Origin of the sequence: uncultured Bifidobacterium sp., assembly GCF_959020145.1 — a bacterium.
Lineage (GTDB): Bacteria > Actinomycetota > Actinomycetes > Actinomycetales > Bifidobacteriaceae > Bifidobacterium.
The window spans coordinates 164330-178663 of record NZ_CAUEQY010000002.1 but is presented as its reverse complement, the minus strand read 5'-3'; the positions used below and the strand labels follow the sequence as shown (position 1 = coordinate 178663).

Genomic DNA, 14334 nt, shown 5'->3' with positions numbered 1-14334 from the left:
AGCGCACTTCCTTCACACGGAAGGGGTCATAGGTTCGATTCCTATATCACCCACCGTTATCACAGCTCGGTTTTGCCGGGCTTTTTTTCCATTCCTTTTCACGCTACTTCGTCAAATAAGAATGCAAGCATCGACGCGCCGGCAAAAACAGCGATCGACGAAAAACGATTCACCACATTACACAAGAATTGCCGATGAAAATACAAAGAATCAAACGAGAGAAGCATGACTTTTGCCAAACGCATTTCTAAAATGAGTATCGTAAACAAAAAAGAAAACAAACAAGACGCAAGGTGCGTCACAGCACACCAGCAAGAAAAGGAAACATCATGAACAAGAACAAGATCTTCTCCGCAATCATGCGTGGCTTCGAAGTCAGCGGCATCAACGCTCTGTCTTCGGCTGCCGGCTCCTCTTCCGTCAACGGCGCTCTGCAGGAGATCATCGACACCCGCCGCTGATTTGGACACCACACACTGAATCCTTCTTAAAAAAGCCTGGAACGCGATTAAAAGCGTTCCAGGCTTTTTGTTCCCCGGCAAGCGGCTACAATTGCCTATTGTGAACGAGAGACAATTGAACCTCAACCAACCGGTTAAGGATATGGGCCCCAACGAATTGAAAGCGTACGCCGAGCTGGGGCAGAAACAACACGATGAGGCGAACCGCGAACTGGAACGACGCTGGCGCAGCTACGATGACATGCTGCCGAAGGACGAATTCGTATCCATCATCGACAAGAACGAACGGTAAATACCGTTCACAGTGTATGATTCGTGACCATGCCGGCCACAATACCGGCCAATTGCAAGGGGAGAGGGTAGAATGACAGCTATGACTGATCCGATTCCAAGCGCAGGCGAAACGACCATCATTGGTCTTCCTGCTATCACTGTACCGGTTACTTCCACCGGAGACCGTCCTCTGACGAAGGAGGACCTCAATACGATCATGCGTCTGGCCGACGGCACGGCGCTCCTGATTTCCACCAGGGGAGCGGTGTCCGGCTCGCGTTATCTCCTCGACGAGGACGAGATCACCGTGGGACGCGACCCGAGTTCCGACATCCTGCTGGACGATTCCACCGTCTCCCGCACGCACGCGGTGTTCCGCAGGATTAACGGAAATTATTCGGTGATTGACGCCGGCAGCCTGAACGGCACATACGTGAACCGTCAACGAGTGGATAGCCAGGAACTGAAGAACGGCGACGAAATCATTCTGGGCAAGTTCCGACTCGTATATTTCACCAACAAGGCCGTCATTGCCTAATGAAACGCCCGATGCGGGATAAACTGTGAGTAACGGTTTTCCTTCAATCGCCTATGGGTTCCGAATGGAAGCTCATAGGCGATTGTTTTATGGCGTGTAGGAGAAGACAATGGACGGCGAGGCAGAACCAACAATGCGGTTGCATCTGCACGTGTCGCACGCGGTGCAGGGGGAGTTGTTCCCCTCCGCGGACGCGCAGCCCGTCACACGGGGCTATCGTGGTACGGTCGCGTCAAAAGTGGCGGGTATCACGTACCGCCAGCTTGACTATTGGGCGCGTAAACAAATAGTGGAACCATCCATCACCCCGTCGCACGGATCCGGCTCACGCAGATTGTATTCGTTCAAAGATGTGGTGATTCTTGCCGTTTCCAAAAGATTGCTGGATGCCGGAATCAATCTGCAGAACGTGACCACCGCCATCGGCTTCCTCGCGCAGCGCACGCCCGAACAGTTGGCCGGCATCACCATCATGTGCGATGGGCAGAATGTGCATGAGTGCACGGACAGCGAACAGATGGTGGCTCTGCTACAAAGCGGCAGAGCTGTGTTCGGGGTGTCCGTCGGATCGCTATGGCATCAGATCAAAGAGGCTCTAGAACATGAGGAATATGTCGATTTGACGAAGACGCCGGCATCGACAGACACCAATAGGCCAATCGACGACATTGCCGCGATACGTATGAGAAAGAAGCTGGAATCGCGGCGCAAATCCCGCGCAGCAGCCTGATCGCATACAATTGGTACGATTCAGCCCGGAACATTCGAACGATATAACCCGCAGGGGAGTAGCGCATGCTTGATATTCTGCCGGCACTGTTGTGGATCATAGCCGCCGTCATCGCAGTGAACATTTGTTCGATTACTGCGATTCGAGGCAATCTGTTTTCCAAAAAACACCGCGATGTGCATCCGGTGCGTTGGTCGATCATCGCGCTGCATTTCACCTCATTGGTCATTGGCGCGTTGCCATATCCGGTATATGCGATGTTCAGGTCGGATTTCTCGGCGAAGTTCCGGCGTTTCTACGAACATGTCGGATGGCCGTCGGCTGCGGTGATGGTCATGCTGATCGCAGCGGAACTTGTTTTCATGTATCTTCAGGCCCGAAACGGCATGCACAGCGAGATGGAGCGGAAGCTCAATCAGGCCGTCAAATAGAAATCTGACATAACGTACATTATCGGCTTTTCAGGAATGACGTTTTTCCAGGCTTAAGGAAGCGTCAAACACGCGGTTCTGACATAACGGCCTCCGTCACTCAATAAATAAAAACGTGGTTGCTGCCACGATATTGCGACAGCAACCACGTAACTGGCCTACAGCGTTTCCGTTTACGGACTCAGGCGAAATACTCCTCGACGGCCTGCGCGAGTTCATCTACCGAATCCAGAATACGGTATGCGCCATGGGCTTTGAGCTCTCCGGGCTCCGCATAGCCCCAGCCACAGCCGAGGCAGTCCAAACCGCACGCCTTGGCGCCGTCGGCATCGGTCCAACGGTCGCCGACCATCAGTGCCTTGTCTCCTGCGTTCTCGTCGAAATCGATGTGCTGGAAAGCCCAACGGATCACTTGGTCCTTGTCAAGACGGGAATTGTCCTCGCTGGCACCGTAGATGCCGTCGACCATGGTGTCCAAGTGGAAATGCTCGCAAATCGGAATGCATTGGTATTGCGGCTTGCAGCTGGCAATCGCCAGATAGTATCCGTCGGCACGCAGTTTGGCGAGCTGCTCCGGAATACCTTGGTAAATCGTGTTGTTCAGGCGGCCGGGGACTTTCTGTCCGGGATTGTTCGGGTCGTCGAACACGGCCTCGTCGGCGTAATACTTGCGGTAAATCCTCACGCCTTCGTCAAGCTTGTCATCCGGAATGCCGTTGCGTTGCATCGATTCGCTGATGGCCGGCCCAATGAAACGATGCAATTCGGCATCGTCCGGCACCGGATATCCCATCTCTTCGAACGCCTTGACAACGCAGCCAATGATTCCTGGATCGGATTTCGTCAGTGTGCCATCGAGGTCAAGCAGAACGACTTTCTTCGGATGTTCGGACATGGATCTGATTCTCCCCTTGGCTGTGTGCTATAAGAATTGATGACAGAAACAATTATGCCCGGTCTCAATGACCGGGCATTCGTTCAAGTGTCGTTCAACTGCAGGTCACTCGTAGTCCGGGAACCATCCGTCACGATGCATTTGCAGACGCTTCTCCAGCAAAGCCTTCAGTTCGTCTTCGGTACGACGTTCCATGAGCATGTCCCAGTGCGTGCGTGTCGGCTTGGCGATTTCATCAGCCTCGTCGTCATTGTCTCCTTCACGGTGCGCGACGGCGCCGCAGCGGCACTCCCACTCATCTGGGAATTCTGCGCCCTCAGCGAACGGCAGAATCGTACGATGGCCTTTCGGACACACGTATGCGACGTCGGTTCGCGCCGCAAAATCCACATTGTCATCGGATTCAAGCGACTTTGCACCGATGCTCATGCCTCGCAGGCTACGTTCCGCCATATTGCTTTTGCCTCCTTGATTATCTGCTTACTCTAAGCTACAAAACACTTCGGACGTGTCACTTATTCCCGGCGTCCGCGAAAACCGATCTCCCGATTGCGCACATGCTCAGTCGACACCTGAATAGGCGACGATGCCACGGTTGACGTTCTCGTACGCCTGTTTCGCGATCGGAGCGAGCGTTTCGGCGCGTTTACCCAGGTATGGTCCGGCCACGGCGATCTGCTGCAACACGTCGGCGAGACGTTTGCATCCGCGTACGAAATCGCCGCCGGTCAAATCGGTGCCGTACAGCACACGCGACAGGCTTTCGCCCTGAGCCCATTCGTAGACGACATCGGTGATGCCGAAATCAAGTTGGCGCGGCTCGTCGAGGGCATAGTCCTCACACAGCATGGCAATCGACGCGTGCACGCCTTTGAGCTGCGCCGCACAGACGGCGACGTTCCCCTGCATTCCTCCGGGATAATGGCGCGGCTCTCCCCCGCTGCCTCTGCGTGGCTCGTAAATCAACGACATGACGGCGCTGGCCAGCTCCGTCGCATCGAGTCCGTCGAACGCGCCATCATCGATCGCCTGGGCAAGCACCAAATCAAGCTCGCTGTACAAGTGCCGCAACAGCTGTCCACGTTCGGTAAGCCGGTAATCGATATGTTCTTTTGCGCCTTCATCAAGCCGATCGAGGTATCCGAGCTCGTTCAGCACATTGCAGATGCGGTCGAATTGACGTGCCACGGAGCCGGTGCGTGAATCGTAGCGGTGCTGCACACGTTCCAATTCACGCATTTCACGCGCCCACCGATGCCCCCATTTGAGATGCTTCTGAATATCGGGGCATTTGCGGCAGGGATGGTCCCTGTCTTTTTCGCGAAGCTCCGCGATACGCCTGTCAAGGTCTTTGAACGCTTCGCTTCGCGCCTTCTGCGTGCGGAACACCTCGTGCTTGAGTTTGCGTCGTTCGTTCTTTTCCAAGTCGCTCAAGCGCATGCGCAGCCGCATGAACTCCTTGAAGTCGCCGAACTCACAATCGAACGCCCGTTCGTATCCGTCCAACGCTTTGCGCAACGTATCCATCTGCGCTTCAAGCTGCCAGGCGGATTCGTTGGCCTCCCATTGCGCGAAGGAATGGTCAAGCGTGATGCGAGCGGTCTCGTAATCGCTGGAATTAAGCAGGTTGACGGCCATGTTGAACGTCGGTTTGAAACTGGAGTGCAGCGGGTACACGCGCTTGCTGGACAGCGCGGCGGCAGTGGCGGGAATGAAGCCATGATGGTCCACAACCACCGCATGGCCGATGGTGTCGATGCCACGTCGGCCAGCGCGTCCGGTAAGCTGGGTGAACTCCCCTGGCGTCAATCCGACATGCCCGGTCCCATCGAATTTCTCAAGTTTTTCCACCACCACGCACCGTGCCGGCATGTTGATGCCCAAGGCAAGTGTTTCCGTGGCGAAGACGACCTTCACCAGCCCCTCTTCGAACAGTCGTTCGACAATTTGGCGGAAGAGCGCCACCATGCCAGCATGATGCGGCGCGAATCCTTCCTCCAAGGCGAAGCGGAACTGCGAGAAATGCAAAGCCTTCAAATCCTCTTGACTGAGTTGGCCTTCGACCATCTCATCGACGATACGGCGGATGCGACGCACCTCGTCATCGGTGGTGAGTTCGAGTCCGGCGTTGATGCATTGTTCGACGGCCTGATCGCATCCGTTGCGGGAGAAGATGAAATAGATGCCCGGCAGGATGCCGAGGAAATTCAATTCATCAATCACGGCCCAACGACGTGGCGTATGGCGTTCGGGTCTGCGGGAATGGTCGTTCCATTTGCCGCCCTTGCCGCCCTTTCGTCTGTCGGGGCGCTGCTCTCCCCTACGTTTCGCGGCCTTGCGGTCGAGCTGATCGAGCCTGCTCACCAGCTGGGCGTTGAGCTTGTCTGTCTGATTGCCGTCTTTATCACGTCGATACAGGTCGATGAGCTCCGGTTCGGTGTGGTCGTCCGCCTGAACAAGCACATGCTGTTCCAACGGCACGGGCCGTTTTTCGGACACCACCAGCGTGGTGTCGCCACGGACCGATTCAATCCATTTGGAGAAGTCCTCGACATTCGACACGGTTGCGGACAGGCCGATGATTCTCACGCTTTGGGGCAGGTGGATGATCACTTCCTCCCACACCGGCCCGCGGAAACGGTCGGCGAGATAGTGCACCTCGTCAAGAATCACGTAACGCAAGGCGTCAAGCGTCATGGAATGCTCGTAGAGCATGTTGCGCAGGACCTCGGTGGTCATGACCACGATGTCGGCTTCGGAGTTGATGGACGTGTCGCCGGTAAGCAGGCCGACTCTGTCCGGCCCGTACGTTTCGACCAGATCATGGTATTTCTGATTGCTCAACGCTTTGATTGGCGTGGTGTAGAACGCTTTGACGTTACGCTCTTGGGCCAGATAGATCGCGAAATCAGCCACGACCGTCTTGCCGGCTCCGGTAGGCGCGGCGACGAGCACATTGTCGCCGGCTTCCAACGCATCATTGGCTTTGACTTGGAAATCGTCCAATTCGAATGGCATGGACCGTGCGAAACGAGACGAGACCGATTGGCGTTTGGCCTGCGTCTGTTTGAACGCCGCATAGCGTTGCGCGGGAGATAGGGCTGTGGTCATCTCGGCATCGTATGTGCCGGTGTCGTTATTGCCATGTCGACGATGATGAGTCATGGTTCCTTTTCGAATCAGTCGTTGGAATGTTTCCACTGCGCCCACTGCCGGGCATGACGGACGCGCTTTTCCTCACGGCGGCTGACGACTTCGGCATGAGCGTCGATATAACGATTGGCCGCGTCCTCAAGTGGACGTGTGAAGCACGGGGACGTGTTCTCCTTTGGTTGCGGCAACGGCTCGGACATGACCTCGAAACGTTTGGACATGCGTCCGCCTACTTTGATGGCATCTTTGAACGCATGATATCCGCGGATGCATGCGTATGCGCCGCCGCCGACCAGCATCGTCAGCATGAACAGGACGAGCACCAGCCAAATCCACCAAGGCATAGCGCCTCCCTCGTCAGTCTTCGTTCTCTCGGTCGCCGACGCTCAGCTCATGCTGTGCTCGGGCGATGATCATCGTGCGCAACGTCTCCGGCGCGACGGCAGTAATATGACGGGCGTGCGCGATGCAGAACGCGACATACCAGGAATCGGAAGACACAATCAGATGCACCTTCTCGCCTTCGCCGCATTTCTCGACGGTGGCTCCCGACAGGCTGTCGATGAACGACAGGTCGTCCTGATTGGTTATGAACACGGCAGGTGTGCCATTGTCGAAACTCCACTTGCGCAGTTCGGATGCGGGCACGTCCGGAATGTCCACTTTTTCAGTGGGTTCGACCAGCTCCGTATGCTCGATGCGGGAGATGCGAAGCACCTGCCAGATACGAGGCTTGCCAGTAGCCTTGTTGATGGTCGTATCCGTCTTGACGAACTTCATCTTGTCCGCGGGCGCCGCGTTGGACACGTCGGTCCATACCGCCACGTAGTAAACGCCTTCGTCGACAAAAATCTTGTCTGGCGCCACTAGCTTGCGCTGTATACGGCCCGCACCGTCCGTATATTCCATGTCGAGCAGCATGCCTTTGGAGATGGCGCTCTTGACGATGGAGAAGTTCCTTGGTTCCATCTCGTATCCGGTCAGGCTCAGCCACGGCATGTCGCCAGGCTTGACGTGCTGGCGCAGTCGGCTGTACAGCGATTCCGCCTGCTCACGCAGCTTGTCCGGAAGCAAAGAGGAGTGGGCGAGATAGCTCACCGATGCGGTCAGCATGCTCAGGTACTGCTGGGAAATGCCGGCAAGGCGTTCAAGCCCCAGCGAATTCGTGGCGGAGACGATGCCTTCCGCGTCAAGCAAGGACCAATCGATATCGAAGAACTGGCTTCCGGCCATCTCGCCATCATCGGACACCGTGGTCAACGTGTTGATGTCCTTATGAATGATGTTGACGAACTTCTTCAATTCGTCATCGGACTTCGGCCTGCCGATGAATCGTTCCGCAAGTTCTTCAAGAGAGTATTCCTCACCCATGTGGGCGGACAGGAACAGCATCAGGCGAAGACGCCGATCGACCTCACTACCGGTCTGGAACGCGGAGTTCTTCTTCGGACGGCCCTTGCCTTCCTCGGTATCATCCTCATCAGTGCTGTTGCGGTTGATTTCCGGAGACACCACGGTGGAGCTGTCGGTGCCGGTGGATTCATCGGCCGGCACGAACTGCGTGGCCGCATGCAGCCGGCGGTTGAACGCGTCGACAGCCTCCTGAGGGCTCACTATGGACGCACCCGGATGAGACAGCACGAACATGGCCAGATCATCGGAGTCGGCGTAGGCGACATTGAGATGCTCGCCATCAACATCCACAGTGGCGGCGAAACGCCGCTGATCGACCACTTTGACCAGCTCGTCGGGAATGGATTGCGTGCCAAGACCCGGCGCGATGGAATCCAAGCCAAGTCCTGGAATCGGCGTCTGCGGCACGCGCGGCGCGGTACGGGAAGCGTGCTGGGGTTCGTGCGCAGGAGCCGAGGAAATCGACATGGAGCGCGCAAGGTAATTCGCAGCGGCAAGAATCGGCAGATCCTCGTCGCCGAACAGCAGACGCACGCGCGGCTCATCGCCAAGCTGCAGACGGTAGGAAGCGAAATCCTGCCCTTCTGACTTGGAGGAATATTCCGGCTGCCTTGATTCGATGGCGATGCCCATGGCGGCGAGCTTGGCGCGGTCACGCTGAAATTGCTTGGCGAAGGCGGCCTTCGCCGCTTGATCGGCGAGCTCTCCGTACGAATCGGCATACGCCTTCACACGTTGCGCGATCTGACGTGAGGTAAGCCATTGCGGAAAGGCTGAGGAGAGCACAGCCAACACATCAAGCTCATGCTTGCCCCATTTGTCGGAAAAACGTCGCCTACCGTTACTTCCCTCAGCCATTAGTCCTCACGTCTCGTTAACGTTTCTTTTTAAGTGCTTGGCCTCGTAAGCCGCACACAACATTCTATGATAGAGGTTTTTTAAGCGATTTGTGCCTATTTCACGAAAAAACATCGTTTTCGTGTTGCATGGCCGTCCAAAATCAGACCCAATCGTCCGGTTCCACGCCCTGCGGGCCGACATATTCGCCATTCGGCACATAGCTTGGTTCGCCTTGATCCTCCAGTCGCGCGTCGCTAAACAGCATCACATCCCTGCCGAAGGTCCAATCGCCATCGATATTAACGGATTTCGCCGCGGCGAGCGAAGGCACACCGTATGGGAAACGGGCATCGAAATCGTGGATGTTCTTGTAATAGCGCGCGTCCAAATGGACGTCGGGGAAGATGTAGTTGCCGTCTTCCATCTCGTACTGGTCCGTCAGATGGAATCGGTCGGACCGCATGATGAACAAATCGTCAGTGGTCTTCACCGGCAGGAAACGCATACGGTCGACGCATACGCAGGTCGCGCCATCGAAAAGCGACACCGCGGCTCCCATGGCGGTCTCCAGCTGAATGACCGGCTCGCTGGTCGGATCGGTCGGGTCGACCGTCTTCTTATTGCGGATTACCGGAAGGGGAAGCACGCCGTCATAGGATGCGAGTTTCGCTTTCAGCGCATCGATACGCACCCAAATGCTGTTCGTGTTGAAGTACGGATGCTTGTCGATGTTCTGCGCGTCGTCCTTGTCGTCTGGATGGACCTGGCTCATCTCACGCAGCATCAGACGGCCCGTGGCCTTGTCTCGCACGATGTGGCCGCCCTTACGATCGGCTGGGGTGCGTTTGGCGACCTCGATCATGAACGGTGCGCCCGTATTCTCGAAATGCTGCGCAAGCGTACGGGAGGGACGCGCGCCCAGGTTGTCGGAATTGGAGATGAAAAGGTATTTGAACCCCTGCGCCTCAAGCGCGTCAAGCAGACCGGATTCCCAAATGGTGGAGAACAGGTCGCCGTGGCCCGGCGGGCACCATTCGAGTTCCGGATTGGCCGGGAAGCTGACGGGCATTCCCGTTTCCGCGCTGATCTTCGGCTCCTGATGCTGGATGATTTCCATCGGGATGTCTTCCTGATGGAATTTCTTATTGGTCTGCAGCACCTTCATGGTGTCTTTGGAGGTACGGAAGGAGTTCATCAGAGTCAATGGCAGATCGACGCCAAGTCTGGTCCGCGCGGTCAACACCTGTCCGATGATGATGTCGATGAAACGCATCTGCCGTGCCTTGTGGCGACGTACCGGCAGCAGCGACTTGGCGCAATCGAGTCCCATCGAAGTGCCAAGACCGCCGTTAAGCTTCAGGAACGCCGTTTTGGCGAACGCGTCAACGGCCTTGTCGTGATTGATGGTCTCATACACGTCATGGAAGCTGGGAACGCTGACGAGCGGTTCGACCTCGTCCTCACGAATCCAACTGCTGGCCTCCTCATTGCGCCAGACCTCGTACAGACGACGGAACTGGGCGATGGCCATGTCGGTCATTCCGTGCTTCCGCATCTTCGCGGCAGAGTATTCGAATACGTCCTCAGTCAATGTCTCTCCCTTTCGAACGGGCGTTGTTATTCGATGCGCTTATGCCATAATACGACATTCCGCCAAAATCGGGGGCATTTAGACACAGAACCAACATGAACTTCCGGTGGAGCAATTGCCGGAAAACCCTCAAATATCCGAAGCCAAACTCTCCGGAATGGATGCGACTCGCTTTCCGACACGATGTGTTTGAAAAACCGTAGAGATTATGCTATGCTTCATATTCGGTGCTTTTCGCACCGTTCGGACCATAGCGCAGTTTGGTAGCGCACTTGACTGGGGGTCAAGGGGTCGCGGGTTCAAATCCCGCTGGTCCGACCAAGAAAGCCCGTCGTTCCGCCGTTTTCCACGGCATCGGAATGGCGGGGTTTTCGTTATGTTTGGGCAGGTTTGGGCAGTGAACTGCGGCATACAGCCCCTCAGAATGGCATCTATCGGAGCCGGAAGCCGGACGTCAGGACGGTCTTGAGCGCATGCAAATATGTAGCCTGCGATATTTTTCATGTTTCTTGCCGTTTAATGCGATTAACGCATGGGTTCAGAGAGGTGATTCGGTTTGCAGCAGAACGACACGCAGCCACAGTTCGATGACGTCGACGAATTCGCCCATGTGTTCGATTCAACGCTTCCCGAAGATGAATGGAAGATTCGATTGCCCCGCGAGCTTGGCTTGGAAGCCCGCGAACGCGCTCGGCATGATGGCATCACGCTTACCGAATTGACCCGCAGGGCACTCTTGTCCGACGATTCCGATGGCTGTTCAGACGCGGTCGGCATCGGGCGCATGCCAAAGAACAGCGACGGGCGCAAACAGCTTGGCGACGAATGGAAGATCAAACTCCCCTACGCCGTAGGCCATAAGGCGCGGGCCAAGGCCAAGCAGGACGGCATTTCATTAAGCTCGCTCGCGCGCAGAGCCATAACGGGGTATCTCAGAACACGCAACCAGGATGAACATCCTCTGTTCTGACGCTGTCGGCCTAAGCTGTGCGTAAAGGAAAACAAAAGCCGGCAACGACCCAGATTCAATAAGGCAGATGGGCGTGCGCCATGGTCTAAACCAGGCGCACGCCCATCTTCTAACAGTTCCGGTGGTTACTTGCGTTTCTTCTTCTCACGGACATTCACCGAAATCTGAATCGGCGATCCTTCGAAGCCGAATTCCTCGCGCAGACACCGTTCGATGTAGCGGCGATAGCCATGCTCCAAGAAGCCGGTGGCGAAGATCACGAAGCGCGGCGGTCTGGTGGACGCCTGCGTCGCAAACAGGATTCGCGGCTGCTTGCCGCCACGCAGCGGATGCGGGTGGGCAGCTTGGATCTTGCCAAGGAACGCGTTGAGTTTGCCGGTGGGGATGCGCTTGTCCCATGATGCCAAGGCGCCACGCATGGCATTGGCCAAACGATTGGTGTGCCATCCGGTCTTTGCCGACAGATTGACGCGCTGAGCCCAAGTGACGCGATTGAACTCGGTCTTCCACAGGCGTTCCATACGCTGACGGTCGAACTCGTCCATCAGGTCCCACTTGTTGAACACAAGCACGATGCAACGGCCCGCGTCCACGGCCTGGCTCATGACCTTCAGGTCTTGGTCGGAAATCGGCTGGGAGGCATCGAACAGCACCAAGGCAAGCTCGGAACGTTCGATCGCGGCCTGCGTACGCAACGAGGAGAAGTATTCCGCGCCGGACAGCTTGTGCAGACGACGTTTGATACCTGCGGTATCAATGAACAGCCAATCCTCGCCATCGACGGTGACGACCTCATCGACCGGATCTCGCGTGGTGCCCGCAAGATCGTTGACGACGGTGCGTTCCTCGTGGGCCAGCTGATTGAGCAGGGAGGATTTGCCGACGTTCGGACGTCCGACCAGAGCCACGCGGCGCAGATGCGACGGCGTAAGGAAGCCGGATGTCCTTTCCGCTTTCTCCAACGAGTCGAGTGCGGCGTCAAGCAGTTCACCGATGCCACGACCATGCATGGCGGAAATGCCATACGGCTCCCCCAGACCCATCTTCCAGAATTCGGCGGTCAGGTATTCGCTTTCGCGATCATCGACCTTGTTCACCGCAAGCGTCACCGGCTTGCCGGCGGCACGGAGCATTTTGACGATGCGTTCGTCCGTGTCGGTGAGGCCAACCAGACCGTCCACCACGAGAATCACGGCATCGGCAAGCTGCACGGCGATTTGCGCTTGGGATGCGATGGCGGATTCGATGCCTTCCACGTCGGCTTCCCAGCCGCCCGTGTCGACCAGTTTGAAATCGGTGCCGCACCATTCGGCGTCGTAGCTCACACGGTCGCGAGTCACGCCGGGGGTGTCCTCCACCACGGCTGCGCGACGGCCGAGAATACGGTTCACCAGAGTGGATTTGCCGACGTTCGGACGTCCGACCACGGCAAGTACGCCGACCGGTTTCGGACCATTCTTGCTTTCGCCACCAGAGAACACCGTTCCATCGATCAGCTCCTCATCGCCTTCATCCAGCTCATAGCCTTCGAGGTTGGAAACGTACTGGCGGTATTCCTGTTCCTCGATGGCGTCGTCAACGATACGGACGAGCACGTCAAGGGTCTCGCCGAAGTTGAGATCGGAGTTGTCGACGGTCAACACGCCTTCCGCGGCGGATGTGAAGTTGGTGACTTTCGAATCGGCCTTGTCGCGTGCCGCGACATTCTCCGCACCCACACCCGAGACGGCCTGTCCGCTACGTCGGGCCTGACGGACCTCTTCACGCGCGGTAAGCAGGATGCGCACTTCGGCGTCGGGAGCGACGACGGTGGTGATATCACGGCCCTCAGCAACAATACCGGCGCCTTCGGAGAAGGAATCGACCGAAGCCTCTCGTGCGATGTAGGCACGTTGCGCGGCGATCAACACGTGACGCACGGGGATGATGTTGGACACCTTGGACACGTGCGAAGAGACCTCGGAAGAACGGATGGCCTCGCTGATGTCCTCGCCATCGGCGTACACCTTCGGATCGTCCGGATCGACGCTGATGTCGAAATGGCCGTCGGTGAAGAATTCGCCGACGGTTTCGGTGACGAGCTGCTCATCGATGGTTTCGGCATCCAAATCGATGCCTTTGTGCATGCACCACCAGGCGCAGGCACGGTACATCGCGCCTGTGTCGAGGTATGCGAAACCATAATATTTGGCCAGTGCCTTGGACGTGGATGATTTGCCGACGCCCGCAGGCCCATCAATAGCTACACGGATCACAGTCCCACCGCCTTGGATAGAGAACGGACCTCAGCCTGCGACAACACGCGATACGTGCCGCTTTTCAGGTCGCCGAGTTTGATCGGACCGATCTGCGTGCGTACCAAACGCTTGACGGGAAAACCGATCGAGCCGAAAATACGGCGCACGATGCGGTTCTTGCCCGAATGCAGCACGACCTTGACCAACGTGCTTTCGCGGCTGGAGTCGAGAATAGCGCAGCGGTCGAGTTTGATCCACCCATCGTCGAGCTTCACGCCCGTGGTGACGAGCCTGCGGCACACCTGACCGCTGATGCGTCCTTCCAGCGTGGCGATGTAGGTCTTTTCGACCTCATATTTGGGGTGCATGACGTGCTGGCTCAGTTCGCCGTCGTTCGTCATGAGGATTAGGCCTTCCGAATCATAATCCAGACGGCCCATGTGGAAAATACGCTCGTACTTGTCTCCGACGATGTCGCGCAAAGTGTAGCGTCCCTTGGGATCCTCCATGGCGCTCAGCACGCGTTTCGGCTTGTTCAACGCAAGCGTGACATGGTTAGGGTTCACACGCACGCGAGAACCGTCGACACGGACCTCCTGACGTTTCGGATCGACTCGGGTGCCAAGTTCGGTAATCAGCTCGCCATCGATCTCAACGCGACCATCGGTGATGATTTCCTCGCATTTACGGCGCGAGCCGAAGCCCGCCTGAGCGAGAAGTTTCTGCAGGCGAATGCCTTCATTGTCATGATTGTGCGCCTTGGCGGCGCGAGAATATGCGTTTGGCATCGTTCTCCCAACGT

Annotated in this window: 15 protein-coding genes and 1 tRNA gene; 8 read left to right on the top strand and 8 right to left on the bottom strand. The window is 56.8% G+C overall.

All coding sequences use genetic code 11. The features are described from left to right. The 6 genes from Q5H33_RS01775 to Q5H33_RS01750 all read left to right on the top strand — a co-directional run. Nucleotides 1-198: hypothetical protein (locus tag Q5H33_RS01775; RefSeq protein WP_302422678.1), on the top strand; the 198-nt coding region annotated here is incomplete at its 5' end. 131 nt (nucleotides 199-329) lie between these two features. Beyond that, nucleotides 330-461 (top strand): hypothetical protein, encoded by a 132-nt coding sequence (locus Q5H33_RS01770; protein WP_003809244.1) that lies wholly within the window; start codon nucleotides 330-332, stop codon nucleotides 459-461. A gap of 115 nt (nucleotides 462-576) precedes the next feature. Continuing rightward, nucleotides 577-753: a hypothetical protein gene (locus Q5H33_RS01765; RefSeq protein ID WP_199801740.1), complete on the top strand. Its 177-nt coding sequence runs from the start codon at nucleotides 577-579 to the stop codon at nucleotides 751-753. Nucleotides 754-834: 81 nt separating this feature from the next. Then, on the top strand, nucleotides 835-1272 hold the full coding sequence (locus tag Q5H33_RS01760) for an FHA domain-containing protein (protein ID WP_003809247.1): 438 nt from the start codon (nucleotides 835-837) through the stop codon (nucleotides 1270-1272). 109 nt (nucleotides 1273-1381) lie between these two features. Then, on the top strand, nucleotides 1382-2002 hold the full coding sequence (locus Q5H33_RS01755; protein WP_003809249.1) for a MerR family transcriptional regulator: 621 nt from the start codon (nucleotides 1382-1384) through the stop codon (nucleotides 2000-2002). Nucleotides 2003-2067: 65 nt separating this feature from the next. Continuing rightward, on the top strand, nucleotides 2068-2433 hold the full coding sequence (locus Q5H33_RS01750) for a hypothetical protein (RefSeq protein WP_003809251.1): 366 nt from the start codon (nucleotides 2068-2070) through the stop codon (nucleotides 2431-2433). A gap of 181 nt (nucleotides 2434-2614) precedes the next feature. Here the strand turns inward: Q5H33_RS01750 and Q5H33_RS01745 are convergent, their stop codons facing one another. The 6 genes from Q5H33_RS01745 to Q5H33_RS01720 all read right to left on the bottom strand — a co-directional run bounded on the left by Q5H33_RS01745 (nucleotide 2615) and on the right by Q5H33_RS01720 (nucleotide 10289). Then, on the bottom strand, nucleotides 2615-3328 hold the full coding sequence (locus Q5H33_RS01745; protein WP_003809254.1) for an HAD hydrolase-like protein: 714 nt from the start codon (nucleotides 3326-3328) through the stop codon (nucleotides 2615-2617). Nucleotides 3329-3433: 105 nt separating this feature from the next. Continuing rightward, the gene (locus Q5H33_RS01740) at nucleotides 3434-3781 is read right to left on the bottom strand and encodes an RNA polymerase-binding protein RbpA (RefSeq protein WP_003809256.1); all 348 of its coding nucleotides are present in this window, start codon (nucleotides 3779-3781) and stop codon (nucleotides 3434-3436) included. 108 nt (nucleotides 3782-3889) lie between these two features. Further along, nucleotides 3890-6493, bottom strand: a complete 2604-nt coding sequence (locus Q5H33_RS01735; RefSeq protein ID WP_034984390.1) for an RNA helicase — start codon at nucleotides 6491-6493, stop codon at nucleotides 3890-3892. Nucleotides 6494-6507: 14 nt separating this feature from the next. Continuing rightward, nucleotides 6508-6825 carry a hypothetical protein gene (locus Q5H33_RS01730; RefSeq protein ID WP_302422673.1) on the bottom strand — a complete coding sequence of 106 codons (318 nt, stop codon included), beginning with the start codon at nucleotides 6823-6825 and terminating at the stop codon, nucleotides 6508-6510. A gap of 13 nt (nucleotides 6826-6838) precedes the next feature. Further along, nucleotides 6839-8752: a YafY family protein gene (locus Q5H33_RS01725; protein WP_033499471.1), complete on the bottom strand. Its 1914-nt coding sequence runs from the start codon at nucleotides 8750-8752 to the stop codon at nucleotides 6839-6841. Nucleotides 8753-8894: 142 nt separating this feature from the next. Further along, nucleotides 8895-10289, bottom strand: coding sequence for a UTP--glucose-1-phosphate uridylyltransferase (locus Q5H33_RS01720; RefSeq protein WP_050750178.1), 1395 nt, complete (start codon nucleotides 10287-10289; stop codon nucleotides 8895-8897). Between the two features lie 280 nt (nucleotides 10290-10569). Between Q5H33_RS01720 and Q5H33_RS01715 the strand changes: the two genes are divergently transcribed. Further along, a tRNA-Pro gene (locus Q5H33_RS01715) sits at nucleotides 10570-10646 on the top strand. Nucleotides 10647-10881: 235 nt separating this feature from the next. Beyond that, nucleotides 10882-11295 carry a hypothetical protein gene (locus Q5H33_RS01710; protein WP_003809266.1) on the top strand — a complete coding sequence of 138 codons (414 nt, stop codon included), beginning with the start codon at nucleotides 10882-10884 and terminating at the stop codon, nucleotides 11293-11295. Between the two features lie 125 nt (nucleotides 11296-11420). Here the strand turns inward: Q5H33_RS01710 and der are convergent, their stop codons facing one another. Both der and Q5H33_RS01700 read right to left on the bottom strand, forming a co-directional pair. Beyond that, nucleotides 11421-13550 (bottom strand): bifunctional cytidylate kinase/GTPase Der, encoded by a 2130-nt coding sequence (gene der / locus Q5H33_RS01705; protein ID WP_138296815.1) that lies wholly within the window; start codon nucleotides 13548-13550, stop codon nucleotides 11421-11423. Continuing rightward, on the bottom strand, nucleotides 13547-14320 hold the full coding sequence (locus tag Q5H33_RS01700; protein ID WP_021913311.1) for a pseudouridine synthase: 774 nt from the start codon (nucleotides 14318-14320) through the stop codon (nucleotides 13547-13549). The genes der and Q5H33_RS01700 overlap by 4 nt, the downstream gene beginning before the upstream one ends. Nucleotides 14321-14334 lie beyond the last annotated feature (14 nt).

What these genes read in the sequence shown, in the direction of transcription:
- Q5H33_RS01770 (WP_003809244.1), top strand. Translation starts at nt 330, where the DNA reads ATGAACAAGAACAAGATCTTCTCCGCAATCATGCGTGGCTTCGAAGTC.
- Q5H33_RS01760 (WP_003809247.1), top strand. Translation starts at nt 835, where the DNA reads ATGACTGATCCGATTCCAAGCGCAGGCGAAACGACCATCATTGGTCTT.
- Q5H33_RS01755 (WP_003809249.1), top strand. Translation starts at nt 1,382, where the DNA reads ATGGACGGCGAGGCAGAACCAACAATGCGGTTGCATCTGCACGTGTCG.
- Q5H33_RS01750 (WP_003809251.1), top strand. Translation starts at nt 2,068, where the DNA reads ATGCTTGATATTCTGCCGGCACTGTTGTGGATCATAGCCGCCGTCATC.
- Q5H33_RS01745 (WP_003809254.1), bottom strand. Translation starts at nt 3,328, where the DNA reads ATGTCCGAACATCCGAAGAAAGTCGTTCTGCTTGACCTCGATGGCACA.
- Q5H33_RS01740 (WP_003809256.1), bottom strand. Translation starts at nt 3,781, where the DNA reads ATGGCGGAACGTAGCCTGCGAGGCATGAGCATCGGTGCAAAGTCGCTT.
- Q5H33_RS01735 (WP_034984390.1), bottom strand. Translation starts at nt 6,493, where the DNA reads ATGACTCATCATCGTCGACATGGCAATAACGACACCGGCACATACGAT.
- Q5H33_RS01730 (WP_302422673.1), bottom strand. Translation starts at nt 6,825, where the DNA reads ATGCCTTGGTGGATTTGGCTGGTGCTCGTCCTGTTCATGCTGACGATG.
- Q5H33_RS01725 (WP_033499471.1), bottom strand. Translation starts at nt 8,752, where the DNA reads ATGGCTGAGGGAAGTAACGGTAGGCGACGTTTTTCCGACAAATGGGGC.
- Q5H33_RS01720 (WP_050750178.1), bottom strand. Translation starts at nt 10,289, where the DNA reads ATGCGGAAGCACGGAATGACCGACATGGCCATCGCCCAGTTCCGTCGT.
- Q5H33_RS01700 (WP_021913311.1), bottom strand. Translation starts at nt 14,320, where the DNA reads ATGCCAAACGCATATTCTCGCGCCGCCAAGGCGCACAATCATGACAAT.